Raw genomic sequence first — 23,183 nt, forward strand, 5'->3', positions numbered from 1 at the left:
CCCGGCTCACTCGAGGCTCGACGCCACCTCGTCCCGCAGCAGGCGCGAGGGCTTGAAGACGGGCACCTTCCTCTGCGGCACGCGGACCGGATCTCCCGTTCGCGGGTTGCGCGCCATGCGGGTCCGGCGCTCCCGAACCTTGAAGGTGCCGAAGCCGCGAATCTCGATGTGGTTGCCTTGCACGACGGCTCCCTTGACCGCGTTCAGAAACGCGTTGACCACCGCTGCACAGTCCCTCTTGGTCACGCCGGGGCCGATGGCCTCGTGGACCTGTTCGATGAGATCCGCCTTCGTCATTCTCCCTCTCCTCCGAGCGTTTACGATCCTGTGTATTGGCGTGCCGCTCCGGGACGGGAGCGGCTATCTCAGTTCAAAGAGGAGCCTCGGCGCGCCTGGACGCAGCGGCGCCAGCGACCCGAGCCACGTCCGCGCGTCGCCGATGCTCAGCCCGCCGAGAATGTCGAACAGACCGATGGTCGGCTCGCGCGGCCGCACGATCGTCGGATCCGTTCCCAGATCCGCCATCCGACCGGCGAGCGAGATCGTCTCGGACAGCGTCATCAGGCCGTCGACGAGCCCGAGTTCGTTCGCCTGCCGGCCCGAAAAGATGCGGCCGTCCGCCAGCCCGCGGACGGTCTCCCGATCCAGGTTCCGGTTCTCGGACACGACCTCGACGAACTGCTCGTGTACATCTCCCACGACGTCTTCGAGGATCTCGCGGCCCTCGGGCGAAAGGGAGCGGCCCAGGCCGCCGAGATCCTTGTGTTCGCCGCTCGCCACGACTTCCCAGTCGACCCCGACCTTGCGGAAGAGTTCCTCGGCGTTGGGGAACTCCATGATGACGCCGATGGACCCGGTCATCGTGCCGGGCAGCGCGTACACGCTGTCGGCCCCGACCGCGGCGTAGTATCCGCCGGAGGCCCCCACATCGCCCATCCAGGCGAGGACGGGCCGGTCGTCTTCGTCCCGCAACTCGCGGATGGCTTCGAAGATGCTCTGCGAGGCCCCCACCGTGCCGCCGGGGGACTCGATCTCGATCACGAACGCGCGCACGCCGGGGTCTTCGCGAAAGCCTTCGAGGGCCTAGGTGAACGCCGCTTCATCCTCGATCACGCCGCGCAACGGGACGACCGCGACGCGTCCGCCCGAGAGAAACGACGTACTCCCCACCGTCCACCAGATGGAGAGGATCGCACCCACGCCGAAGAGGCCCAGCAGCGCCAGTAAGGCGATCACCGTGTTTCGCTTGTCGTAGGTCACGTGGCGCGACGGTCCGTGAAGTGTGTGGATCCGTGGGCGAGGGTCATCCGCAACCTAGAGAACACAGCGGCGCCCGATCAACCCGGAACGGGGCTGCCGTGATTCTGCATCGTCTCGATGAAGCGGTTGAAGAGGTACCGGCTGTCGTGGGGTCCGGGAGCCGATTCGGGGTGGTACTGTACCGCGAACACCGGCCGCTCGCGGTGGACCAGCCCCTCCACGGTGCCGTCATTCAGGTTCCGGTGCGTGATCTCGAGATCCTCGCCGCCCTCGATTCGTCCGTCCTTATCGAGCACGCTGAAGCCGTGATTCTGAGAGGTGATCTCCACGGCGCCCGTGGCATGGTTGAGCACGGGGTGATTCCCGCCCCGGTGTCCGTAGGGGAGCTTGTAGTTCGTGCCCCCGAAGGCGCGCGCGATGAGTTGGTGTCCGAGGCAGATGCCGAAGAGCGGGACCCCGGCGTCGCTCAGCGTGCGGATGCGCTCGACCGCGCCCGGCACCGCCTCCGGATCGCCGGGTCCGTTCGACACGAAGACGCCGTCGGGGCGGGCGGCCAGCAGCGCGTCGGCATCCGTGTCGCACGGGACGACGCGCACGCGGTATCCCTCGCGGCGGAAGAGGTCGAGGCTGCGCGTCTTGACTCCGTAGTCGAGGCAGAGCACGAGGCCGCGCTCGGTCGACCCGTCGAGCGCGTCGAGTTCGTAGGGTTCGGGGGTCGAGACGGCGGTCGCGAGGTCGCGGCCGGACATCTCCGGCTCGGCGGCGAGGCGCTCGGCGGCCCGCTCCGGCGCCACGCCATCATGCGCGATGACGGCCCGCATCGCGCCCGCATCGCGGATGTGACGCGTCAGCGCCCGGGTGTCCGTGCCGATCAGCGTCGGAATCCCGTGCGAGGCGAGATACTCGGGCAGCGTGGAATCGGCGGGCCCGGACCCGATTTCGTGCGAAAGGTGCCTCACGACGAAGCCCGCGACCCACGGGCGCCGAGATTGGACGTCGGGGTCGCGGATGCCGTACACGCCCTGCATGGGCGCGGTCATGACGACGATCTGCGCGGCGAAGGAGGGGTCCGTGAGCACCTCGTGGTAGCCCGTCATCACCGTCGTGAAGACGGCCTCGCCGGCGGTCTCGGTCTCGGGGCCCACGTAGGCGCCGCCGAATCGGCGGCCGTCCTCGAGCAGGAGGTATCCGGGGCGTGCTTGCGTCTCGCTCAAGTGGCGCGTCCAATGTGGCGGTTGAAGGTGCGGGGACCCGGGCATCGGCCCGAGGCCCGCGTGCCGAGCAAACCCAAGCCGCGGGAGGCGCGTTGACGACCGACTCCGGACCCGGGAGGGAGAGCGGGACCGATGCTCCGCTCGTTCATATCTTCGCCGACGAGTCGTGCCTCGGCAACCAGTTCGAGAATCGCCGGAATCCGGGCGCGGCCGCGGGTCTCATCGAACGGTTCGACGAGCGCGGCGGATGGTACCGGCGGGACTTCGCCCACTTCGATCCCGACACGACGAACAACCGGATGGCGATCACCTCCGGCATCGTCGGGCTGGGCGCCCTGCGGCGGGCGTGTCGCGTCGTCTTCACGAGCGACAGCCAGTATCTCGTCCGAGGGATGAAGGAGTGGGTGCACGGCTGGGCCCGGCGCGGCTGGCGCCGGAAAGGCGGACCGATCGAGAACCTCGACCTGTGGCGGGAACTCGTGCGGGTCGCGGCGCGCCATCGCGTCGAGTGGCGCTGGACCCGGGGACACGCCGACGACGTGAAGAACTCCTACGCGGATCACCTCGCGGTGACGGCGGCGCGGGACCGGCGCGGCACCGACGGACTCGCCCCGTCCGGATTCGAGAGCTGGCTCGCGGAGGCGCAGGAGAAGGAGCGGTTCGTCGAGTTCCTGGATCTGCCGAGCGACGCGTTCACGGAGGATCCCCGACCCCCCGCTCCGGGCGGGGCCGGCGGCGACTGAGACCGGCTACGCGCCGCGATTCCGGCTACGAACCGGGGTTGCCGTCTCCGGAACCGGGATTCCCTTCCCCGCCTTCCGTCCCGTCGGGAACGGCGGCGCCCTCCTCCGCTGCGGGTGTGGCCGCTTCGTCGGACGGGGCCGCGCCCTCTCCGAGGTCGGGCGGCGCCTCCAGCAGCGAAGCCGGCGCCTCGGGGAGGCTCTGCTGGCTGGGGAGTCCCTGACGCAGGATTGACTCCGGCGCAGAGTCCGGACGCGCGGAGAGCACGGTCAGCACGAGCGCGAGGAAGAGGAAACTCCCCCCGCCGTACCAGCTCATCTTCGTCAGCGCGTTGGCCGCCTGGCGACCTCCCATGAAGGAGTCCGTGGAGGACGAGGCGCCGCCGAAAGACGCGGCGAGCCCGCCGCCCTTCGCGGACTGGAGGAGGATCATCACGCACAGCACGAGCGCGATCAGCGATATCAATACGATCAGGAACGTGAACATCGTCTACCTGCTATTGGTTGGATCGACCGTTTAAGGTAGAGCGGCCGGCGGAACGGGGCCAGCTTTACGCGCCGGGCGACACCGGCGGGGCGGACGCAGATACAGGTTATCGGCCCGCCGCGCAGATCGCGGCCCAGCTGTCGGGGTCGAGGCTCGCGCCACCCACGAGCACGCCGTCCACGCCGGGCGCCGCCAGGAGCGCCTCGATGTTGGCCGGCTTGACGCTCCCGCCGTAAAGGATCGCCGCCTGCTCGGCATCGCAGCCTTCGGCCCGCACCAACTGCTCGCGCACAATGGCGTGGGCCTCGGCGGCGTCGGCGGGGCTCGCCGTGCGTCCGGTGCCGATTGCCCACACGGGCTCGTAGGCGTAGACGAGGCCGGCTCGGCCCTCGCGGTCGAGAGGGCGGATCGCTCCCCGGATCTGGGCCTCGAGGACCGTCGCGAGTCGTCCGGACTCCCGTTCCTCGAGCGTCTCGCCCACGCACAGGACGGGACGGAGGGCGGCCTCGAGGATGCGAACGAGCTTGCGCCCCACGTCCGCATCGGTGTCGCCGAACTCCCGCCGGCGTTCCGAATGGCCCGCGAGCGCCCAGGTGGCGCCCGTCGCCGGGACCATGGCGGCCGAGATTCCACTCGTGTGCGCGCCTTCGAGCTCGGTGTGCACGTCCTGGACGCCGAACTCGAGGTCCGGACGCTCGGAGGCCGCCGCGGCGAAGGCCGCCAGGCTGATCGCGGGGGGGAATATGACCACGGTCGCGTCGCTGCGGCGCCTGTGGCGCGCCGTGAACCGTTCCACGAACGCCCCGGTCTCGGGAGGGCCGTGCGACATCTTCCAGTTCGCGGCGAATACGGGGGTGCGCGGCTGACTCGGCGGGTGACTCACGAGCGTGTCCTTTCGTTGAGAACGTCGAGTCCGGGCAGACGCCCGCTCGACAGGTACTCGAGGGCCGCGCCGCCGCCGGTGCAGACGTGCGATACGCGGTCGAGAAGCCCGGCCCGGCGAACGGCGGCCGCGGAGTCGCCGCCCCCGATGACGGTGAACGCGCCCGCCGCGGTCGCCTGCGCGGCGGCTTCGGCGACGGCGAAGGTGCCCGCCGCGAACCGCGGATCCTCGAACAGACCCATGGGACCGTTCCAGAAGAAGGCGGCGCACCCGTCCAACGCCTTGGCGTAGCTGGCGCGGGACTCGGGCCCGATGTCCAGGGCGGCCATCCCCGGCTCGATCGCGCCGACCGCGACGCTCTCCACGTCGTCCCCTTTCCCGCCCGACCGGTCCAGGACCATCACGTCCGCCGGCAGGCGGATCCGTTCCCCGCCGGCAGCCAGGATCGACCGGGCGAGATCGAGCGCCTCCTCCTCGACGAGCGAGCTACCTGTCTGGATGCCCTGCGCACGGAGGAACGTGTTCGCCATCGCGCCGCCCACGAGGATCAGGTCGGCGCGTTCCGTGAAGCGCCGCATGAGCTCGATCTTGTCGCCGATTTTGGCCCCCCCGAAGGCGACAATGAAGGGACGGCGCGGGCGGTCGAGCGCACCCAGCGCCTCGAGTTCGCGCTCGACGAGCAACCCCGCGGCCGAAGGGCTCAGGAGCGCGGGCACGCCCGTCGTCGAAGCGTGCGCGCGGTGCAGCGTGCCGAACGCGTCGTTGACGAAGAAGTCGCCGAGCCGGGCGAGCCGCCCGGCGAGGGCGTCGTCGTTTGCCGTCTCCCCGGGCAGGAAACGCGTGTTCTCCGCGAGGAGGATCTGCCCGGTCCCCAGTTCGCGGCTGGCGCGGAGCGCATCCTCGCCGTCGCACGGCGCGGAAAAGAGGACTTCGGCGTCGAGGAGGCCGGCGAGCGCGGAGGCTACGGGCGCGAGCGACAGCGCGGGGTTCGGCTGCCCGCCCGGCCGGCCCAGGTGCGACAGCAGCACCGGCCGGACGTCACGCCGCAGCAACCACCGGAGCGTCGGCAGCGAAGCTTCGATGCGCGTCGCGTCCGCGACCTGTCCGGCGTCGAGCGGCACGTTGTAGTCCACCCGCACGAGCCCCCGCTTCCCGGCCAGTCCGGCCGGGAGGTCGCGCAGCGTCCGGGTCACGAGGGAACGGGAGCGGGCCGCTCAGGCCCCGACGGCGGCGGGCAGACGCTCTCCGACGAAACTCGCCAGGTCCACGAGGCGATTCGAGTACCCCCACTCGTTGTCGTACCAAGAGATGACCTTCACGAGCGTGCCGTCCATGACCGACGTCGATTGCGCGTCGACGATTGCGCTCGCCGGGTGTCCCGTGAAGTCGATGGATACGAGCTGTTCCTCGGTGTATTCGAGCACGCCATCGAGCGGACCCTCCGCCGCCTCGCGAAATGCGGCGTTGATTTCGTCCGCCGACGTGTCCCGCGACACCGTGGCCACGAGGTCCACGATCGACACGTCCGGCGTCGGGACCCGCATCGCCATCCCGTCGAGCTTCCCCTTCACCTGCGGGAGCACGAGACCCACGGCCTTCGCGGCGCCCGTCGTCGTGGGGATAATCGAGACCGCCGCGGCGCGGGCGCGCCGGAGGTCCTTGTGCGGGAGGTCGAGGAGCTGCTGCCCGTTCGTGTACGCGTGGACCGTCGTCATCAGGCCGCGCTCGAAACCGAAGCGGTCCAGCAGAACCTTGACGACCGGAGCGATGCAGTTGGTCGTGCAGCTCGCGTTCGAGATCACGTCGTGCTTCGCCGGGTCGTATTCGTCCGCGTTCACGCCGAGGACGAGGGTGATGTCCGGCTCGATGCCGGGCGCGGAGATGAGGACTTTCTTCGCGCCGGCCCGCAGGTGCCGCGTCGCGTCCTCCCGCTTGCGGAAGATGCCCGTGGATTCGATCACGATGTCGACATCGAGTTCCGCCCACGGGAGGTCGGCCGGGTCGCGCTCCGAGAAGACGCGCACGCGTTCCTCTCCCACGACGAGTTCCCCGCCGTCCACGCGCACGTCGCCGGGAAAGCGCCCGTGCACGGAGTCGTACTTGAACAGATGGGCGAGCGTCGCCGCATCCGTGAGGTCGTTTATCGCAACGAAATCAAGGTCCCCGCGCGGGTCCTGAAGCGCCGCGCGGAGGATGTTCCGGCCGATGCGGCCGAAACCGTTGATGGCAACCCTCACACTCATTCGGATTCCTCTCGGGAAGAACTATGGGCGAAGCCGCCCGGTCGGCGATTCGTCCCCGTCCAGGGGACGCAAGGTGCGCGCAAAACTAACGGTGGCCACGCTGCGGAATCCAGCCTCGGCCAGCGTCTCGGCGCAGGCGATCGCAGTGGCTCCGGTCGTGAGCACGTCATCGACGATCATGGCACATCCGCGCTCGTCCGGGAGGCCGGCGCGCAACCGGAATCGGCCCTGTACGTTCGCTCGGCGCAGAGCCCCGCGGACGCCCGCCTGGCGGCCGCCGCCCGGCCGGCGATCGAGGAAGGGCCCCAGCGACCCGACGCCGCGGTCGGCGAGCGCGCGGGCGAGCTCCGCGGCCTGGTTGAATCCCCGTTCCCGCTGCCGGGCGGGCGTGAGCGGCACCGGGATCAGCCAGGGGTCGCCCTCGCCGATCCGCGACGCCATCGCCTCGGCGGCGGGAGCCATGCGCGCGGCCATCCACGGAGCGAGGGCGCGCCAGCGGTCGTACTTCAGGGCGTGCACCGTCCGGGCGGCCAGACCTTCGAAGACGAAGGGCGCGCCGGCCGCCACCAGGACGTCGGGCCACTCCTCGCACGTGCCGCACGGCACAATTTCTCCGGCCGCCGCGGCGATGTTGCCGAGCGGCTGAGCGCAGCGCGGGCAGCGCGGACTCGCGAGCCGGGGGAGTCGCGACCGGCAGAGGGCGCACAGCGGCGGGCCATCGGGAGCGACGCCGCGGCGGCACCCCACGCATGCCGCGGGCACGAGCGCATCGAAGGCCGCGGCGGCCGCTCTGCCCACGAGACCGAGCCGGCCAGCCCACGCCACGGCCCTCACGCGGCGCTGGATCCGGCCCCGGGTTCCGGCGCCGGCCGGCTCCCGAGTTCAGCCACCGCCGCCTCCCGCATCGCTTCAAAGGGAGCCGCGCGGCCGGGGAACCACCGCTCGAGCGAGAGCGCCGCCTGGCCCACGAGCATGTCGAGTCCGCCGATGGCCCGGATTCCGAGAGAGCGCGCGTGTCGAACCCACGCGGTCTCTCCCGACGCGTACACCATGTCGAAGGCGGCGCTAAACCGCGCACCGACCGCGATCCGATCCAGCTCGAGAGGGAGCGGATCCCTGGGAGCAAGCCCGAGGCTCGTCGAATTCAGCACGAGATCGTACGTCGCACCGGCGTGCGGCGCGGCGACCACGCGCACGGTGTCGGCCACGCGGTCAGCGGCGGCCACGCGGTCGGCCTCGGGCGCGCCGGCGGCGCCGGTTGCGGCGGCGACGGCGGTCGCGTGGGCGAGCGCCCGGTCTCGCAGCTGGCGTGCCCGGGCCGGCGTCCGGTTGAGGACCTCGACGGACGACGCCCCGCCTTCGAGCAGCGCATGGACCGCCGCCCGGGCCCCGCCCCCGGCGCCCAGGAGGAGCACGCGCGCGCCCCGCGGCTCGAAACCGAAGCGGGAAAAGGCGGTGTGGAGCCCGCCGACGTCCGTGTTGTCGCCCGCGAGTTCGCCATCCAGTCGTCGCCACCAGCAGTTGCACGCCCCGGTCGCGCGGACCGCCGCGCTCGGCCGGGCGAGCGCCCGGGCCGCCCGCAGCTTGTGCGGGAGCGTCACGTTCCCGCCCGCCAGATCCGCGCTCCGCATGATGGGTCCGACCTCGTCCGGCGCGGTCCGTCGGGCGGTGTACTCCGCGTCGAGTCCAAGGACGTCGAAGGCCGCGCGGTGCATCGCGGGTGAAATCGAGTGCCTCACGGGGTCCCCGAGAAGCGCGAAACGGAGCGTCACGACCCGGACCCTTCGCGTCCTCCCCGTTCGTCTTCATCGAGCGCGTCGAAGAACCCCCGCATCGCCAGCCTCAGCAACGCCCGCGTCTCCTCGTACGTCTCGACATCGCCGCCGTAGGGATCGGGGACCCCGCCCACGCTCCGCTCGTGGTCCGCGGGCAGGAAGTCCGTCATGACGTGGATCGCCGCATCCGGAGCCAAGCGCGCCGCCGCCCGGGCGTGCGACGCCTCCATGCCGATGATCACGTCGGCCCATTCGAGCAGTTCGAGCGAGAGTTCACGGGAACGGTGCTCCGCGAGGTCGAGCCCGTGCGCGGCTGCGACCGCGATCCCGGGACCCGAGGCCGGCTGGCCGGGAAACGCGAAGGTGCCCGCCGATGCGCAGGAGACCTCCCCCCACCCCCGCGCGCCGGCTTCCGCCCGCGCGATCACCTCGGCCATCGGACTGCGGCATATGTTGCCGGTGCAGACGAAGAGGAGGTTCATCGGGACGATTCTCCGACAGGGTGCGGGGATCGGGGATGCGGCGTGAGGGCCCGGGTGACATCCGCCGCCGGCACGGCCCCCTCCCGTAGTATCTCGACTGCGTCCTCCGTCACGCGCACGAGAGTCGACGGGGTCGAGCCGGCCAGATCCCCTGCGTCGAGCCAACCCACCGCTCCCGCCTCGGACCCGATCCCCGACAGGACGGCGCGCACCTCCCCGCCCGTCCTCGCCGGGGGGCTCCCCGTCACGTTCAGACTGGTGGAAGTCAGCAGCCCGCCGGCGCGGTCGAGGAGGCGTCTCACGACCGGATGAGGGTCGACGCGCACGGCCACGCCGGTGTCGCTGCCGTCCTCCAGCACCAGAGTGAGCGGTCCCGGCCAGAAGGTATCAGCGAGCCGGCGCGCGGCGTCCGTCCACCGGACCCCGGGCAGCGCCTCGATGACCGCATCGCGGCTCGCGGCGAGCCGGATCAACGGCCCCGGCGGCCGACCCTTGATCGCGGCGATCCGCGCGTCGACCTCCGGCCGCGGCCGGCCACCCAGCCCGTACACTGTCGAGGTCGGGTGAGCCACGACCCCCCCGGCGTCGAGCAGCGCCCCCGCCCGGTCGAACGCTTCATCATCGGTCGCGAGCGCCCGGACCCGCCCGGCGGTCCCCGAAGCGCCCACCCACTCGTGCCACTTCACCACGTCGATACCCTTCCCGCCGTCTCCATGAAGTAACGAGGACCCGACACTGGTACCCACTAGTTCGCCGCGGCGATCAACCCGGCCTGAACCATGGCGCGCGCGAGCGAGAGGTCGCCCGCCGTCGTGATCTTCAGGTTCGCCGGATCTCCCTCCACAGTCGCAACGTCGATGCCGAGCCGTTCGCAGAGCAGCGCGTCGTCCGTCATGGCGGCGGCGTCCTGCGCTTCCCAGGCGCCCGCATCGTCGACCGCGTGGGTGCGGTTCAGAACCTCGGCCGGAAACCCCTGTGGCGTCTGCACGCGCCAGAGTCGCTCGCGCGGCACGGTCCCCTCGATCCAGCCTCCCTCGTCCACGCGTTTCACGGTGTCCTCCACGGCGATCACCGGTACGACCGGGCCCGCGCGAGCCCCTTCCACGACGCGGGAAACGAGCGCGGCCGACACGAACGGACGCGCCCCATCGTGCACGAGCACGGTCTGGACCTCGCCCGCCAGGGCCTCGACGCCGGCACGCACGGAATCAGCCCGAAACACCCCGCCCGGCACGACGAGAACCCCGTCCGGAAGCCATGCCGGGGGCGAGGCTGCCCGCGACGGCGAGAGCACGAGCACGACCCGATCGATGTCGGGATGGTTCACGAGCGTCCGCAGCGACCAGGCGAGCACGGGCATGCCGCAGAGGTCGACGAACTGCTTGGGCCGCGACGCGCCGAAGCGGTGTCCCTGCCCCGCCGCGACGACGACGGCGCCGACGCCGCGGACGGCTGCCGGGCCTCCCGCCGGCACTAGTCGGGTTCCGGACGGCGGCTCACGGATTCGAACGCCGTGAAGGCCTTGTGGAAATAGAGTTCGACGGTCCCCGTCGGCCCGTTGCGCTGCTTGCCCACGATGAGTTCGGCCTTCCCCGCCAATCCCCGTTCCTCCACCTCTTCCGGTTTGCGGTGCATCTCCTCGCGGAAGATGAAGAGGACGACGTCCGCATCCTGCTCGATCGCGCCCGACTCGCGAAGGTCGGAGAGCCGCGGCCGATTCCCCTCGCGCTGCTCGGGCGCCCGCGAGAGCTGGGAGAGCGCGAGGAGCGGCACGCCGACCTCCTTCGCGATCGCCTTGAGCGACCGGGAGATCGCGCTGATCTCCTGCTGGCGGTTCTCGACCCGCGCGCCGCCGGACATCAGCTGCAAGTAGTCGAGCACGACGAGCCCGACACCGACTTCCGCGTGGAGGCGCCGCACCTTGGCCCGGAGTTCGATGGGCGAGATCGCGGGAGTGTCGTCGATCCAGATCGGCGCCGTGTTCAGGTGTCCGGCTCCGCTCGCCAGCCGCGTGAAGTCGTCGGATGTCAGTCGGCCCGTCCGGATCCGGCTCGAATCCACCTTGGACTCTGCGCTCAGCATCCGCTGGACGAGCGACTCTCTCGACATTTCGAGCGAGAAGATCGCCACCGGGACATCCTCGCCGATCGCCGTGTGCTGGGCGATGTTCAGCGCGAGGGCCGTTTTGCCCATCGAGGGTCGCCCGGCGAGGACGACGAGGTCGGCCGGCTGAAACCCCGCGGTCATCCGGTCGAGATCGGAGAATCCGGATGCGACGCCGGTGATCGAGCCCGGGTTCCGCACGAGTTCGTCGATCCGGTCCATCGTCGAGCGCAGGACTTCCTTGATGCGGACGAAGGTCCCGCGCTGCTCCGCCTGCGAGATCTCGAAGATCCTCTGTTCCGCGCGGTCGAGCGTCTCGTCGACCTCTCCCGACCCCGTTTCGTAGGCGTCCTGGATGATCTCGGTCGCGCTGGAGATGAGCCGCCGAAGCACCGTCTTGTCGCGCAGAATTCGGCAGTGGTAGGCGATGTTGGCGGCGGTGGGCACGGCGTCCACGAGCTTCGCGAGGTACGCCATCCCGCCGACGGCATCGAGTTCCGCCGCGCTCTGCAGCTCGTCCGCGAGCGTGACGGCGTCGATGACGTCGCCGCGTCCGTACAGGCGCACCATCGCGCGGAAGATCCGGCGGTTGCCCTCCCGGTGGAAGGCGGAATCGTCGATTCGCTCGAGGGCGATGGCGACGGAATCGCCGTCGATGAGCATCGCCCCGAGGACCGAAATCTCGGCCTCCTCGGACCAGGGTGTGCGCCGGGCCTCGATCTCGTCGCTGGGGAGGCTGATCGCCGTCTCAACCACTGCGGGCCTCGCGGTCTCCGGCGCCGTCGAGCATGCGGCGCACGATCTGCAGATCCTCCCACGTCGGCCGGATCCAGCCGGGGTTACGGAGGAGCGCCGCCGGGTGGTAGGTGGCGACGACAGGGTACCCGGAATAGCGGTGCACGGTGCCGCGGAGCCGGCCGAGCGCGGCTTTCGTTTCGAGCAAGGTGCGCGCGGCGAAGGCGCCGAAGGCGATGATCACCTCGGGTTCGATGAGCGCAAGCTGTCGCAGGAGATAGGGGGCGCAGGCCGCAACCTCTTCGGGGAGCGGGTCGCGGTTCCGGGGCGGCCGGGACTTCAGCACGTTGCAGATATAGACGGAGGTCCGCGGAAGCCCGATCGACATCAGCAGACGGTCGAGCAGCTGGCCGGCGCGGCCGACGAAGGGGCGGCCGGTGTCATCTTCATGCTTGCCTGGAGCCTCTCCCACGCACACGACGCGGGCGTTCCCCGCCCCTTCGCCGAAAACCGGGTTCTTCCGCGATTCGTGGAGCGTGCAGCGAGTACAGGAGGCGACGAGCGCGGCCAGCGCCTCCAGATCCGGCGCCTCGGCGATCTCCGACCGCGTCACCGTGGCGGGCGGGCTCGTCACTGCGGCGCCCGGGCGGGCGTCACCGTCCGGGGGAGCCGCGGCGGCCGCGTGCGCCACGCGCCGGGCGGACGCCAGACGGCGCACGACCTCGTCGCGCGTCGCGTGCTCGAGCATGAGCGCGTTCCCCTCCGAGGAGAGCGTCTGCTCGAGAAAGGCGCGGGCGAGCGTCCGGGCTTCGGCATCCGGCGGGTTCAACTCTCCGCCGCCGCCATCGAGGCTTCGATCCGGTCGAGCAGTTCGTCCGCCAACTCCGTCTTCTTCGCCAAAGGCAACTCCTCGGCCGTGCCGCTCCGGTCGATCAACGTGATGCGGTTCGTCTCGGACCCGAATCCCGCACCGGGCTCCACGGCCGAGTTCACCGCAACGACGTGCATGCCTTTCCGCTCGAGTTTCTCTCGTCCGCGGGCCAGGAGGTCCTCCGTCTCAAGCGCAAAACCCAGAGTAAAGATTCCCTTTCGTTCGCGGAACGCCCGCGTCTCCAACAGCAGGTCCGGGCCCGCGCGGAGCGAGAGTTGGAACCCGTCTCCCTTCTTGATCTTCGAGTCGGCCGCGCGGGTCGGCTCGAAGTCGCCGACGGCGGCGGCCATCAGAAGGATGTCCGCATCGGTCAACGCCGTCTCCAGCGCGGCCAGCATCTCGTCGGCCGTCTCGACCTCCACCACGTCGGGCCCCGGGGGTCGCGGCAGCCGGCCGGGCCCGCTGATGAGCGTGACATCGGCCCCGCGCCGCCAGGCGGCCTCGGCGAGCGCGAACCCCATGCGACCCGAAGAACGGTTCGAGATGAAGCGGACGGGATCCAGTGCGGCTCGCGTCGGCCCCGCCGTCGCGATGACCTTCCGTCCGCGCAGGCCGGTGGCCGTTTCGAGCGCCCGCCCGATGCGCGACAGGATCTCCTCCGGCTCCAGGAGCCGTCCCGGCCCGCTCTCCCCCTCCGCGAGCGGACCATCGGCGGGCCCGGCGACCCCGTACCCGACATCGACGAGCCGCGCGACGTTCGCCTGCGTGATCGGATGCTCCCACATCCGCGTGTTCATCGCAGGGCAGAGGATCACCGGCGCGCGCGAGGCCAGCACGGCGGTCGCCGCCAGGTCGTCCGCGGCGCCGGCGGCGAGCCTGGAGATGAGGTTGGCCGTCGCGGGCGCGACGACGACGATATCGGCTTCGAGACCGAGGTCCAGGTGCGCCATGGGCCGGTCCCACAGCGACGCGTGTGCCGGGCGGCCCGTAATCCCCTCGAAGGTGACGCGCCCGATGAAGCGCTCGGCCGCGGCGGTCAGGATGACCTCGACTCCGGCCCCGGCCTCGATCAGGCGGCGGGTGAGGATCGCGCTCTTGTACGCGGCGATCCCGCCGGATACGACGAGCAGCACGCGACGACCGTCGAAGGGCCGCACGGGAGTGCCCGGCGCGCTAGGGCATGAGGGTGGGGCGCGCCCGAACCAGCCGGTATTGCAGCTTCTTCTCTTCCGAGGTCAGCGCGTCCGCCGCGACCGTCGTCAGCTTCTCCGCGCCGTACGGCGAGCGTTCGAGCGGCAGGGCGTTGAGTTCGCGCGCATACTTCGCGGCAACGAGGACGCCCAGGTACTTGTTCGTCGCCGCCTTCGCCACGGCGTCCGGCGTAAACACCTTCATTCCATCTCTCCCTTTTATTCCGTGCCGCGGTCACTCGCCGGACCGCAACTGTTCAAGAATCTACCACATGCGTCAGACGGCATCCAACTCGCCGATGATGCGTTGCACGTGCCGCCGCTCCGCCGCTCCGAGACGGCGGTCCGGTACGAGCCCCTTAGACGCGAGCGCCGACACTTCGGCGACGGCGTCCTCGATCCGGTCATTGACGACGAGACGATCGAACTCCGCCGCGGCTTCCAGCTCCGATCGGGCGTTCGTGAGCCGCCGCCGGAGCTGCTCCGGACTCTCGCTGCCCCGCCCCCGCAGCTGCCGCGCGATCCGGGCCGCGGTGGGGGGGACGATGAAGATCGAGAGGACCTCCGCGACGGCCTCCCACACCTGCCGAGCCCCCTGCACGTCGATGTCGAGCAGGAGGTGGGCGCCGGCTTCCCGCGCCCGGTCGAGGTTGTCCCGCGGGGTCCCGTAGCGTTCGCCGTGGACGGTCGCGCATTCGAGCATCGCGCCGGAATCCACCAGCGCCTCGAACCGGGGCCGCGAGACGAACCGGTAGTCTACTCCATCCCGTTCGCCCGCCCGCGGCGCCCGCGTCGTCATCGAAACCGAGAAATAAAACCCGGGGGAACCGGTCTCGGCGAGCAGCCGATCGCGGATCGTCGTCTTCCCCGCTCCGGAGGGTCCCGCGAGGATGACGGGAAAGAGGGTACGCGACCCGGTCGCCGCGGGGCTCACTCGACGTTTTCCACCTGCTCCCGGAGCCTCTCGATCTCGTTCTTCGCTTCCACCACGAGTCTCGATATTCGGGAGTCATTCGCCTTTGCGCCCAGCGTGTTGACCTCGCGCTGCAACTCCTGCACGAGGAAGCCGAGCCGCCGCCCCACGGGCTCGTCGATCGGGGCCTCGAGGAACTCCTCGAAGGCTTCGACGTGCGAGCGGGCGCGCACGAGTTCCTCGCTGATCTCCCAGCGGTCCGCAATGAGCGCGATCTCGCGCGTTAGCCGATCCTCATCCAGGCCCTTCCCGGCGAGGTCCACGACCGCGTCGCGAAGCCGGCGCCGCTCGCGTTCGAGCCGTTCCGGCGCCAGCACCTCCGCGCCATCGACCGCCTCCCGGATTCCCGCCAGCCGTCCCCGCAGGTCGACTTCGAGCCGGGCCCCTTCCCGGTCCCGCATCTCCACCAGGAGGTCGAGCGCGTCCGCCGCCGCCTCCTTCACATCCTCCATCTCCGGGACGAACTCCGCGCCCTCGCCGCCCGCTTTCCGGAAGATGCCGCCCACGCGAAGCAGCGAAGCGATGTCCGGTTCGCCGGAAACCCCGAAGTCATCCCGAAGCCGTGCGCACGCATCGAGCACTTCCCGTACGCGTGCCTCGTCCAGGCTAGCGTCGCCCTCGTCCGACGCGCCCTCCACGCGGACGAAGAGATCCAGCCGGCCGCGGCGGGCCCGGGACTCCGAGAGGGTGCGAAGCTCGCTTTCCCAGCGCTCCCGGCCGGGGGGCGCCTTCACCACGACCTTCAGCCCCCGGGAATTCACCGAGCGCGCTTCGACCGTGACCGTGCCGCCCTCCCGCGTCACGGTCGCCGACCCGTAGCCGGTCATGCTGCGAATCACTTCGGCATCTCCCGGCGCGGCGCCCGGCCGATCAATTGAAGAACTCCCAGCGAAGACCGAACACGTTGAGCTGCCGGGGGAAGTGCGCGCCCTGAAAATCTCCGATTCGGTCTGCACCCAGGTTGCCGAATCGCCAGAAGAACCGAAAGTCGGCGATCTTGAACATCAGGTGTCCGCCCATCCAGCTGTCAGCGTCCAGCATCACCGGATCGGGCGAACCCGGGACGGGGACCAGCCGCTCCCCGCGGCGATCGATGAACACGGACACCCAGATCCGGAGGTGCTCGTCGAAGAAGGTGTCGTAAAGGTACAGCTCCGTGCGGAAGAGGCGTTCGGGGAGAAAGAGCGTCTCGGCACCGCGGGAATCGAACTTTCGCCACGAAGCGCGCAGCCGGATGGGCTCCACTCCCCGCAGCAGCACGCCGAGGGGCACGACCGGCCCATCGAAGCGCACTTCCAGCGAAGTGATGTCCACCTCCGAGGAATCCGCGACGACGAGACGGTCGAAGGGGGCGCCGAAGCCGACCTGCCGGTCCATCCATTGTGCCGAGTAGCGGCCGGAGAGGTTGAACGGCCCGACCGCGAGGGCCGCCGAGGCGCCGCGGGAGTCGAACCGCAGGCTGTCCGCAGGCAGGAATTCCGACATCGGGAGGGTGTCGAGCATGGGATGTTGGGGAAAGCCGATCCCCCGCGTTCCCTCCGCCGTGAACGCCCTCAACTCGATCGGAAAGAGGAGCGTCTCCCGGAAGGCCGCCCCCGCCCGCCAGGACTTCGTCGGGAACTCGTTCCAGCTCGCGAGTTCGGCTCCCCCCTCGAGCGCGAAGGGACCGATGGGCTGCCAGGCGGAGAGATCCGCGAGGCGCGATGCGTAGGGGTCACGCCCGGCGAAACGGAGGCCCATCGAGATCCCGCCCGACCCCGGTTGCGCCGAGAACCGTACGCCGACGCCATCCGCACCCCGTTGCGGCGGCGAAATGCTGTCCGGGAGGTTGGCGACGACATCCGTGAAACTCGTGGCCTGCCCGTAGGCTTCGAGCTGGGCCCGTTCCCCGAGGTTCGCCCGCGTGCGGAGCACAAACTCCCTGCGGGAGAACTCGAGCGTGTCGAGCCCGGTGCGCTCGATGGTCTCGTTGCGAACCTCGAACTGCATCCCGAAGTCGTTGGAGCGCGGCATCCACGAGAAGCGGCCCTGTACGGCGAATCGATCCTGGTTGTTCTGCCGATCCTGGACGTCGTACCGCTCGAAGGAGGCTTCGATGTTGGACGCCCCGCCCAGCGAGTTGGCGAAGACGGCGTCGAGGATCTCGGAGCGGGGATCCCCCGTCAGCCCGCTCACGCGGGAGTAGGCCTGGACGCCGTCGTGGCGGATGAGGTCCACGTCGATGACGAGGCCGTCCGCGCCGCGATACACGCGCACCCGGTCGACGTAGTTCAGCGACACGCGCCGGAGGTCCGTCTGAGTCCGGGAGAGGGGGAGGATTTCGCGGCCGTCGACGTATAGGGCCGCGAACCCCGGCCCAAAGCCGCCGTCGAAGACGTGGTGGGGCCCCTGAAAGAACTCCCCGCGAACCCCCGTGATGCCCGGAACGTGCTCGAGCAGGAGTTCGAGGAGGGTGAACGAGGGCGACGCGTGCACGCACTCGCGGTCGCAGTCGAAGATCTCGTGCGTCGGGCCGCGCAGCCCCGTCAGCCGCCCCGGAAAGCTCTGGGCCCGTCCCGGCGTGCTGTCGGCGAAGGCGGCGAGGACCGAGTCGGGCACGATCTCCAGGCTGTCGGGGATCGGCGGGTCCTGGGCGTGCGCCGCGGAGATGCCCGCGAAGGTGAGCAGCAGCGCGCCCGGCAGCCTGCGGAAGAACTCCGCGCCGGCGCCGAGAACGCGGAGGAAGATCTTCGTCACCCTCCCTCGCGGACGCGCAGCCATTCATGGACGAGCCGGACTCCGACCCCGGTGGCTCCCTTCGGCTGCCAGCCGCGTGCCTCCTTCGCCCACGCCGTGCCCGCGATGTCGAGGTGGGCCCAGGGCACGTCGTCCGACACGAACTCGCGCAGGAACCAGCCCGCGGTGATCGTGCCCGCGCCCCGGCCGCCGATGTTCTTGATGTCCGCGATATCGGAGTCGAGCTGGGCTCGGTAGACCTTCCACAACGGCAGAGGCCACGTCCGTTCCCCCGTCGCTTCGCCGGCCTCCGACAGCTCGTCCGCCATGTTCCGGTCGTTCGCGAGCACGGCCACCGCGTGATGGCCGAGGGCGACGACGCAGGCCCCGGTCAGCGTGGCCATGTCGACGATCGCCACCGGGTCCAGCCGCTGTGCGTACGTCAGCGCGTCCGACAGGATGAGGCGACCCTCCGCGTCCGTGTTGATGACCTCGATCGACTTGCCCGACAGTCCGCGGATCACGTCCCCCGGCTTCACGGCGTCCCCCGCCGGGAGATTCTCCGTCACGGGCGCGAGGCCGATCACCCGCTGCGGGATCTCGAGGCGCGCCGCCGCGATCATGACCCCGAACACGGCCGCGGCGCCCGCCATGTCGTACTTCATGTCCTCCATGCCCGAGGCGGGCTTGAGCGAGATACCTCCGGCATCGAAGGTCACGCCCTTGCCGACAACGACGACGGGGTCTCCCCCCGATCCCTCGTGCTCCATCTCGATGAAGCGCGGCTCCTCCACGGACCCGCGGGCCACCGTGAGGAGTCCCCCGAATCCCTCCTCCTCCAGCCTTCCCCGGTCCCACACCTCAACCCGGAAGCCGTATTCTCCGGCCAGCCGCTCCGCCTCCGCGGCGAGGTAGCGCGGGGTCGCCACGTTGCCCGGGAGCGTCACGAGTTCGCGCGTGGCGTTCTGCGCCTCGGCGAGCACGCAGCCCCGCCGCACCGCGGCTTCTGCCTCCGGGCCGGCCTCGCCCGCGGCGATGAGGATCCGCTCTTCCGGGGCGGCAGCGCGGCCCTCCGTGTCGCGGAGTCCGTCGTAACGCCAGTCACCGAGCGCGAGCCCCTCGGCGGACGCTTGCCACGCCACGCCGCCCGCCGTCTCCGGCACGCGGAACCCGACCGACCCGAGCCCGCGCTCGCGAGCCGCCCGGACGCCGGCCCCCGCCGCCCGCCGGCACGACTCCTCCATCGGCCGCGCTCCGGCGTCGAGGCGAACGACGAAGACGTCGGGAGCGTCCACGGCTCCGAGCCGCACCCAGCCCGATGCCTCCCCGGAGCCCCCACGGCTCTCCAGCCACGCCGTCGCCGCGCTTTCCCACCACTCGCCCGTCGCATCCGCGTCATCGAGCCACGGGATGACGAGAGCATCCAGTTCCCGTTCGACAGGTATCCCCGAGCGTATCTCCACCGACACCTTCCTTCTCTCGACTCTTGTCTCAACCCTTGCCGCTACGAAAAAAGCGGGCTCGGCAGCCCCCTTGAGGCCTGCGGCCCGCTTCCGTTGGCGTGTTGGCCGGCGCCGGACGCGGCGGGCCCCGGCCCCTTCCGCGACTTCGGCTCAGCGCTCGTCCATCGGCACCCAGCGCAGGTCCATCTCCCCCACATACTCCGCACGGGGCCGAATGAGCCGGTTGTCCGCGTGCTGCTCCATCACGTGCGCCGTCCAGCCGCCCATCCGCCCTATCGCGAAAAGCGGCGTGTAGAGGTCGATCGGGATGCCCAGAGCGTAGTAGACCGTCGCGCAGTAGAAGTCGACGTTCGGGTTGATCCCCTTCTCGGAGATCATCCGGTCCTCGAGCTTCCGGGACATCTCGTAGAACTTCCCGAGCCCCGCCTGCTGCGTGAGCACGCGGGACATCTCGCGAAGGTGCGTCGCCCGCGGATCCTCCGTCTTGTAGACGCGGTGGCCGAAGCCCATGATCTTTCGCTTCTCCGCGAAGGCCCGGTCGAGCCACGGCCCGACGTTTTCCGGGTCGCCGATCTCAAGCAGCGTGTGCATGGCCCTCGCGTTCGCCCCGCCGTGCAGTTCACCCTTCAGCGCCCCCACGCCCCCGGTCACGGCCGAGTGCATGTCTCCGAGCGTGGCGGCGATGACGCGGCACGCGAAGGTCGACGCGTTGAACCCGTGGTCGAGGTACAGGAGCAGCGTCCGGTCGAGCGCATCGACGGCTTCGTCCGTGCCGGGTTCGCCGTTCGCCATCCTCACGAAGTCGGCGGACAGCGAGAGCGATGGGTCGGGATCCAGCGGCTCCAGCCCCTGCCGAATGCGGTGTATCGCCGCAATGATCGTGGGGGTCCGCGCTACGAGCCGCTCGGCCTTGCGCCGGTTCGCCTCGGCCGAGTTGTCCTCGGCATCCGGATCGTACACGCCCTCCAGCGAGATCCCGGTCCGAAGGGCCGACATCGGCACGGTCTCCGCCGGAAGACCCTTCAGTCCCTCCACGGTTCTCGGGTCCAGCGTGCGCTGTGCGGCCAGCGTCACCTCGAACTCATCGAGTTCCGAGCGTCTTGGCAGCCGCCCGTTCCAGAGCAGGAACACGCTCTCGGGGAACGAGACGTTCGGCGCGAGTTCGTGGATGTTGTAGCCCCGATAGACGAGGATGCCCTTGAGTCCGTCGATGAAGCTGAGTGAAGTCTGCGAGGCGACGACGCCTTCTAGCCCTTTCCCGGCGGCGGCGGTCATTCTGTCACAAGGCCTTTCGGTATGGCGCGGGAGCGTCCGCGCGGACGGCGAGTGTCGTGTCCCTAGCGGATGGCGGGATCGAGTTTCGCCTGCTTGAAGTGCTTTTTGAGATCATCGAGACTGAGCTGTTCGAACGAACCCTGCGGAAGCCGAAGCCGCCGCTGGCTCTGATACGGATCGGAGAAACAGACGAACACGACCGCCTCGAAATCGTCGGGCGGCGCCTTTTCATTCGGGTCCGGCCAGAAAACCTCGCGCGAAGCGAGCCATGCTTTCCACCGGCGCCCGTCGTCATCCTGGAAGGTCTTTGTCATTTGCACCTCTCGCGGCAGGAACGCAGCCTAGAAAGATAGCGTGCGATCACGAAATCGGGAAGAAGGTTCGCGGTCGGAGGGATCGGCGAATGCGGTCTGATTCGGTCAGCCCGGCGGGACCTCCCGGTCAGACGCATCGAGTCCGGGGAGCCGGCAGGCGAACGCGAAACCGCCGCCCATGAGAAGGCCTACGAGCAGTCCGAGCAAGAGCGTCACGAGGACGTAGTACACTGTGATAGTCATGCGGGAAGAATGTCGGATCTGACCGCGAATGTCCAGCGCCGCCCGAACGCGGCACGGCTGTTGCCGCGGGCCGCTACTTGCGGCGGCGGTGCATGCGCCGGAGAACGCGCTGCTGGAAGGCGATCCGCTCCATCACCCGATCGACGATCTGTTGGGCGTTCTTTCGCGAACGGCCCTCGGCGGCGAGGTCGTCGTACGGCACGGGCCGGCCCACGTAGATCGACACCCGCTGCCCGATCCGCGGAAGGCGGGAGCCTATGGGAAGGACGCGATCGAGCCCCTCCAGCGTGATCGGGACCACCTGGGGACGGGTCTGGAGGATGACCATGCCCGCGCCCGCCCGCCCGCGTCCGACCCGGCCGTCCCGCGAGCGCGTACCCTCCGGGAAGAAGGTGAGGATCCCCGCTCGAAGCACGTTGGCCGAGCGGATCATCGCGCTCAAGTCGCGGCGGCCGCGCCGCACCGGAATGCACTGGAACTGGTGGAACACCCAGGCAAAGAACGGGTTCTTGAAGAAGTTCTCCGCTGCGGCCGCGTTCCAGGGCGCCAGTTCGGGCCTGAACATCTTTTCCGGGAAAAAGAGGTAGTAGGCGATCGGAAACGAGTCGATCATCGATTGGTGATTCGAGAGAACGAGGGTGTTCGGGACGTGGCGGATTCGTCGTCGCCCGTAGACCCGCGTCCGGTTGAGGAGACCGAAGAGAAGGAAGACGCAGGGTGGAGCCACGAAGTTCGTGATGATCCAGCGAGTGACCGGCGTCAGCCACCGCGTGATGGGGCCCGGGGCCCAATCCGGCGGCGACACGCTCGCCCGCTTCGGGTTCTCGCGATCCGTCATCGCCTGAGAGTAGGTTGCCACGGAATCGACGGGAAGGCCGGGCGGTCGAGACGCCAGTGAAGGCGGCCGAGACGGCAGTGAACCACGACGATCTGGAGCCAGCGCGCGTGCGAACGATGGATCTTGCCATCATCGGAGCCGGGCCGGTCGGGCTCGAGGCTGCGGCCCGGGCGACCCGCGCCGGACTTGCGACGGTCCTGTTCGACGCCGGGGCGGTGGCGGACCACGTCCGCGCTTGGGGCTGGCTGCGACTCTTCTCCCCGTTCGAATGGAACGCGGGGCCCGCGGGGCTGGAACTCCTGGGTGGCCGGGAGGCGGAACTGCCGGCGGCGGGGGCGCTGCTCACGGGCACGGAGTTGCGGACGCGTTACCTGCTGCCGCTGGCCGAATCCCTGCGGTCGCGGGTGGATCTTCGCGAGGGGGCGCGCGTGCGCGACGCCGCCCGGGCGGATCGGCTGAAGGGCGAGGCGCTCGGCGAGGCCGCCCGGGCCGAACAGCCCTTCCGGCTGCTCGTGGAGGAGAACGGCGCCGAGACCGAGGTGTTCGCCCGGGCCGTGTTCGACTGCTCGGGGACCTACGGGCGGCCCAACTGGGCGGGGCCAAGCGGCACGCCCGCCGTCGGCGAGCGGTCCGCGCGACGCGCGATCGAATACCGCGTCCGGGATGTGCTCGGCGCCCAGCGTGGGCGCTACGCCGCGCGGCGCACGCTCCTCCTCGGAAACGGTCATTCGGCTGCCACCACCGCGTGCGCCCTCGCGGCGCTCGCTCGCTCCGTCCCGGGGACGCGGTTCACCTGGGCCAGCCGCGAGGCTCACGACACCCCGCTGCGGGCGATCCCGGACGATCCCCTCCCCGAGCGCGTGAGGCTCACGCGCCGGGCCAACGCGATCGCCGCCGAGCCGCCCCCCGGTTGCGAGTGGCTCTCCCGGAGCCGGCTTCTCTCCGTCGCCCAGCGCGATTCGCGCGGGTTCGAGGTCGACCTGGAGATCGCGGGGAACGTCCGGCGCGACCGTTTCGACCGGATCGTGGCGAATGTCGGTTACGAACCCGACGACCGGCTGTATCGCCAGCTCCAGGTGCACGTCTGCTACGCGTCTCACGGCCCCATGGGGGTCTCCGCCGCGCTCCTCGCCGCTCAGGGCCCGCGGGGCGACGAGCCGGCGGACTGCTGTATCGCGGCGGACGCGCTCGGGCCCGAGACGCTGCGCAACCCCGAGCCCGGTTTCTTCATCCTGGGCGCCAAGAGCTTCGGCAAGAACTCCGCCTTCCTCATGCGGACGGGGTACGAGCAGGTCGCCGACGCGTTCTCGCTCCTCGGATGGAGCGCCGCGCGCGCGACCGGAGCACGCTGACCGGGCCGGCCGTGTCGAGCCGTCCGG

General features: G+C 70.3%; 26 protein-coding genes and 1 pseudogene. 2 read left to right on the forward strand and 25 right to left on the reverse strand.

The window, feature by feature from the left end; genetic code table 11:
- Positions 1 to 6: 6 nt before the first annotated feature.
- The 4 genes and pseudogenes from RN729_RS13075 to carA form a co-directional block, all read right to left on the reverse strand.
- Positions 7 to 333 carry an HU family DNA-binding protein gene (locus RN729_RS13075; RefSeq protein WP_310785469.1) on the reverse strand — a complete coding sequence of 109 codons (327 nt, stop codon included), beginning with the start codon at positions 331 to 333 and terminating at the stop codon, positions 7 to 9.
- 27 nt (positions 334 to 360) lie between these two features.
- Positions 361 to 1,065 (reverse strand): annotated as a pseudogene (gene sppA / locus RN729_RS13080) (signal peptide peptidase SppA); the annotation flags it as partial.
- A gap of 18 nt (positions 1,066 to 1,083) precedes the next feature.
- Complete coding sequence (locus RN729_RS13085; protein ID WP_310785437.1) at positions 1,084 to 1,236, reverse strand: hypothetical protein; 153 nt, start codon at positions 1,234 to 1,236, stop codon at positions 1,084 to 1,086.
- 101 nt (positions 1,237 to 1,337) lie between these two features.
- Complete coding sequence (carA, locus tag RN729_RS13090; RefSeq protein ID WP_310785438.1) at positions 1,338 to 2,474, reverse strand: glutamine-hydrolyzing carbamoyl-phosphate synthase small subunit; 1,137 nt, start codon at positions 2,472 to 2,474, stop codon at positions 1,338 to 1,340.
- A 92-nt stretch (positions 2,475 to 2,566) separates the two neighbouring features.
- On the opposite strand from carA, the gene RN729_RS13095 reads away from it, so the two are divergent.
- Positions 2,567 to 3,217 (forward strand): ribonuclease H, encoded by a 651-nt coding sequence (locus RN729_RS13095; RefSeq protein ID WP_310785439.1) that lies wholly within the window; start codon positions 2,567 to 2,569, stop codon positions 3,215 to 3,217.
- A 25-nt stretch (positions 3,218 to 3,242) separates the two neighbouring features.
- Here the strand turns inward: RN729_RS13095 and secG are convergent, their stop codons facing one another.
- The 21 genes from secG to RN729_RS13200 form a co-directional block, all read right to left on the reverse strand.
- Positions 3,243 to 3,701, reverse strand: coding sequence for a preprotein translocase subunit SecG (gene secG, locus RN729_RS13100; RefSeq protein ID WP_310785440.1), 459 nt, complete (start codon positions 3,699 to 3,701; stop codon positions 3,243 to 3,245).
- A gap of 106 nt (positions 3,702 to 3,807) precedes the next feature.
- On the reverse strand, positions 3,808 to 4,584 hold the full coding sequence (gene tpiA, locus RN729_RS13105; RefSeq protein WP_310785441.1) for a triose-phosphate isomerase: 777 nt from the start codon (positions 4,582 to 4,584) through the stop codon (positions 3,808 to 3,810).
- A complete protein-coding gene (locus tag RN729_RS13110) occupies positions 4,581 to 5,777 on the reverse strand; it encodes a phosphoglycerate kinase (RefSeq protein WP_310785442.1) in 1,197 nt (398 codons plus the stop codon). The genes tpiA and RN729_RS13110 overlap by 4 nt, the downstream gene beginning before the upstream one ends.
- A 21-nt stretch (positions 5,778 to 5,798) precedes the next feature.
- On the reverse strand, positions 5,799 to 6,827 hold the full coding sequence (gap, locus tag RN729_RS13115) for a type I glyceraldehyde-3-phosphate dehydrogenase (RefSeq protein WP_310785443.1): 1,029 nt from the start codon (positions 6,825 to 6,827) through the stop codon (positions 5,799 to 5,801).
- A 21-nt stretch (positions 6,828 to 6,848) separates the two neighbouring features.
- Entirely contained in the window at positions 6,849 to 7,661 is an 813-nt protein-coding gene (locus RN729_RS13120; RefSeq protein ID WP_310785444.1) for a ComF family protein, read from the reverse strand.
- Complete coding sequence (locus RN729_RS13125; protein WP_310785445.1) at positions 7,658 to 8,599, reverse strand: hypothetical protein; 942 nt, start codon at positions 8,597 to 8,599, stop codon at positions 7,658 to 7,660. The genes RN729_RS13120 and RN729_RS13125 overlap by 4 nt, the downstream gene beginning before the upstream one ends.
- Positions 8,596 to 9,084 carry a hypothetical protein gene (locus RN729_RS13130; protein ID WP_310785446.1) on the reverse strand — a complete coding sequence of 163 codons (489 nt, stop codon included), beginning with the start codon at positions 9,082 to 9,084 and terminating at the stop codon, positions 8,596 to 8,598. Before RN729_RS13130 ends, RN729_RS13125 begins: the two co-directional genes overlap by 4 nt.
- On the reverse strand, positions 9,081 to 9,773 hold the full coding sequence (locus RN729_RS13135; protein WP_310785447.1) for an L-threonylcarbamoyladenylate synthase: 693 nt from the start codon (positions 9,771 to 9,773) through the stop codon (positions 9,081 to 9,083). Before RN729_RS13135 ends, RN729_RS13130 begins: the two co-directional genes overlap by 4 nt.
- 56 nt (positions 9,774 to 9,829) lie before the next feature.
- Positions 9,830 to 10,558 carry a 2-C-methyl-D-erythritol 4-phosphate cytidylyltransferase gene (ispD, locus tag RN729_RS13140; protein ID WP_310785448.1) on the reverse strand — a complete coding sequence of 243 codons (729 nt, stop codon included), beginning with the start codon at positions 10,556 to 10,558 and terminating at the stop codon, positions 9,830 to 9,832.
- Positions 10,558 to 11,943, reverse strand: a complete 1,386-nt coding sequence (gene dnaB / locus RN729_RS13145; RefSeq protein ID WP_310785449.1) for a replicative DNA helicase — start codon at positions 11,941 to 11,943, stop codon at positions 10,558 to 10,560. The genes ispD and dnaB overlap by 1 nt, the downstream gene beginning before the upstream one ends.
- Positions 11,936 to 12,751, reverse strand: coding sequence for a uracil-DNA glycosylase (locus RN729_RS13150; RefSeq protein WP_310785450.1), 816 nt, complete (start codon positions 12,749 to 12,751; stop codon positions 11,936 to 11,938). The genes dnaB and RN729_RS13150 overlap by 8 nt, the downstream gene beginning before the upstream one ends.
- A complete protein-coding gene (coaBC, locus tag RN729_RS13155; RefSeq protein ID WP_310785451.1) occupies positions 12,748 to 13,926 on the reverse strand; it encodes a bifunctional phosphopantothenoylcysteine decarboxylase/phosphopantothenate--cysteine ligase CoaBC in 1,179 nt (392 codons plus the stop codon). The genes RN729_RS13150 and coaBC overlap by 4 nt, the downstream gene beginning before the upstream one ends.
- Before the next feature lie 40 nt (positions 13,927 to 13,966).
- Entirely contained in the window at positions 13,967 to 14,188 is a 222-nt protein-coding gene (locus tag RN729_RS13160; RefSeq protein ID WP_310758955.1) for a hypothetical protein, read from the reverse strand.
- A gap of 72 nt (positions 14,189 to 14,260) precedes the next feature.
- Positions 14,261 to 14,917, reverse strand: a complete 657-nt coding sequence (gene gmk / locus RN729_RS13165) for a guanylate kinase (RefSeq protein WP_310785452.1) — start codon at positions 14,915 to 14,917, stop codon at positions 14,261 to 14,263.
- Complete coding sequence (locus RN729_RS13170; protein WP_310785453.1) at positions 14,914 to 15,795, reverse strand: YicC/YloC family endoribonuclease; 882 nt, start codon at positions 15,793 to 15,795, stop codon at positions 14,914 to 14,916. The genes gmk and RN729_RS13170 overlap by 4 nt, the downstream gene beginning before the upstream one ends.
- A 31-nt stretch (positions 15,796 to 15,826) precedes the next feature.
- Positions 15,827 to 17,692, reverse strand: a complete 1,866-nt coding sequence (locus tag RN729_RS13175) for a TonB-dependent receptor plug domain-containing protein (protein ID WP_310785454.1) — start codon at positions 17,690 to 17,692, stop codon at positions 15,827 to 15,829.
- Positions 17,689 to 19,134 (reverse strand): leucyl aminopeptidase, encoded by a 1,446-nt coding sequence (locus tag RN729_RS13180; protein WP_310785455.1) that lies wholly within the window; start codon positions 19,132 to 19,134, stop codon positions 17,689 to 17,691. The genes RN729_RS13175 and RN729_RS13180 overlap by 4 nt, the downstream gene beginning before the upstream one ends.
- Before the next feature lie 150 nt (positions 19,135 to 19,284).
- Positions 19,285 to 20,409, reverse strand: coding sequence for a citrate/2-methylcitrate synthase (locus RN729_RS13185; protein WP_310785456.1), 1,125 nt, complete (start codon positions 20,407 to 20,409; stop codon positions 19,285 to 19,287).
- Positions 20,410 to 20,471: 62 nt separating this feature from the next.
- A complete protein-coding gene (locus tag RN729_RS13190) occupies positions 20,472 to 20,723 on the reverse strand; it encodes a hypothetical protein (RefSeq protein ID WP_310785457.1) in 252 nt (83 codons plus the stop codon).
- Between the two features lie 105 nt (positions 20,724 to 20,828).
- On the reverse strand, positions 20,829 to 20,966 hold the full coding sequence (locus tag RN729_RS13195) for a hypothetical protein (protein WP_310785458.1): 138 nt from the start codon (positions 20,964 to 20,966) through the stop codon (positions 20,829 to 20,831).
- A 73-nt stretch (positions 20,967 to 21,039) separates the two neighbouring features.
- Positions 21,040 to 21,825: a lysophospholipid acyltransferase family protein gene (locus RN729_RS13200; RefSeq protein ID WP_310785459.1), complete on the reverse strand. Its 786-nt coding sequence runs from the start codon at positions 21,823 to 21,825 to the stop codon at positions 21,040 to 21,042.
- Positions 21,826 to 21,860: 35 nt separating this feature from the next.
- Here RN729_RS13200 and RN729_RS13205 point away from each other — a divergent pair, with 35 nt between their 5' ends.
- Positions 21,861 to 23,156, forward strand: a complete 1,296-nt coding sequence (locus tag RN729_RS13205; protein ID WP_310785460.1) for a hypothetical protein — start codon at positions 21,861 to 21,863, stop codon at positions 23,154 to 23,156.
- Positions 23,157 to 23,183: the final 27 nt, after the last annotated feature.

This window comes from Candidatus Palauibacter polyketidifaciens, from assembly GCF_947581785.1.
GTDB lineage: Bacteria > Gemmatimonadota > Gemmatimonadetes > Palauibacterales > Palauibacteraceae > Palauibacter > Palauibacter polyketidifaciens.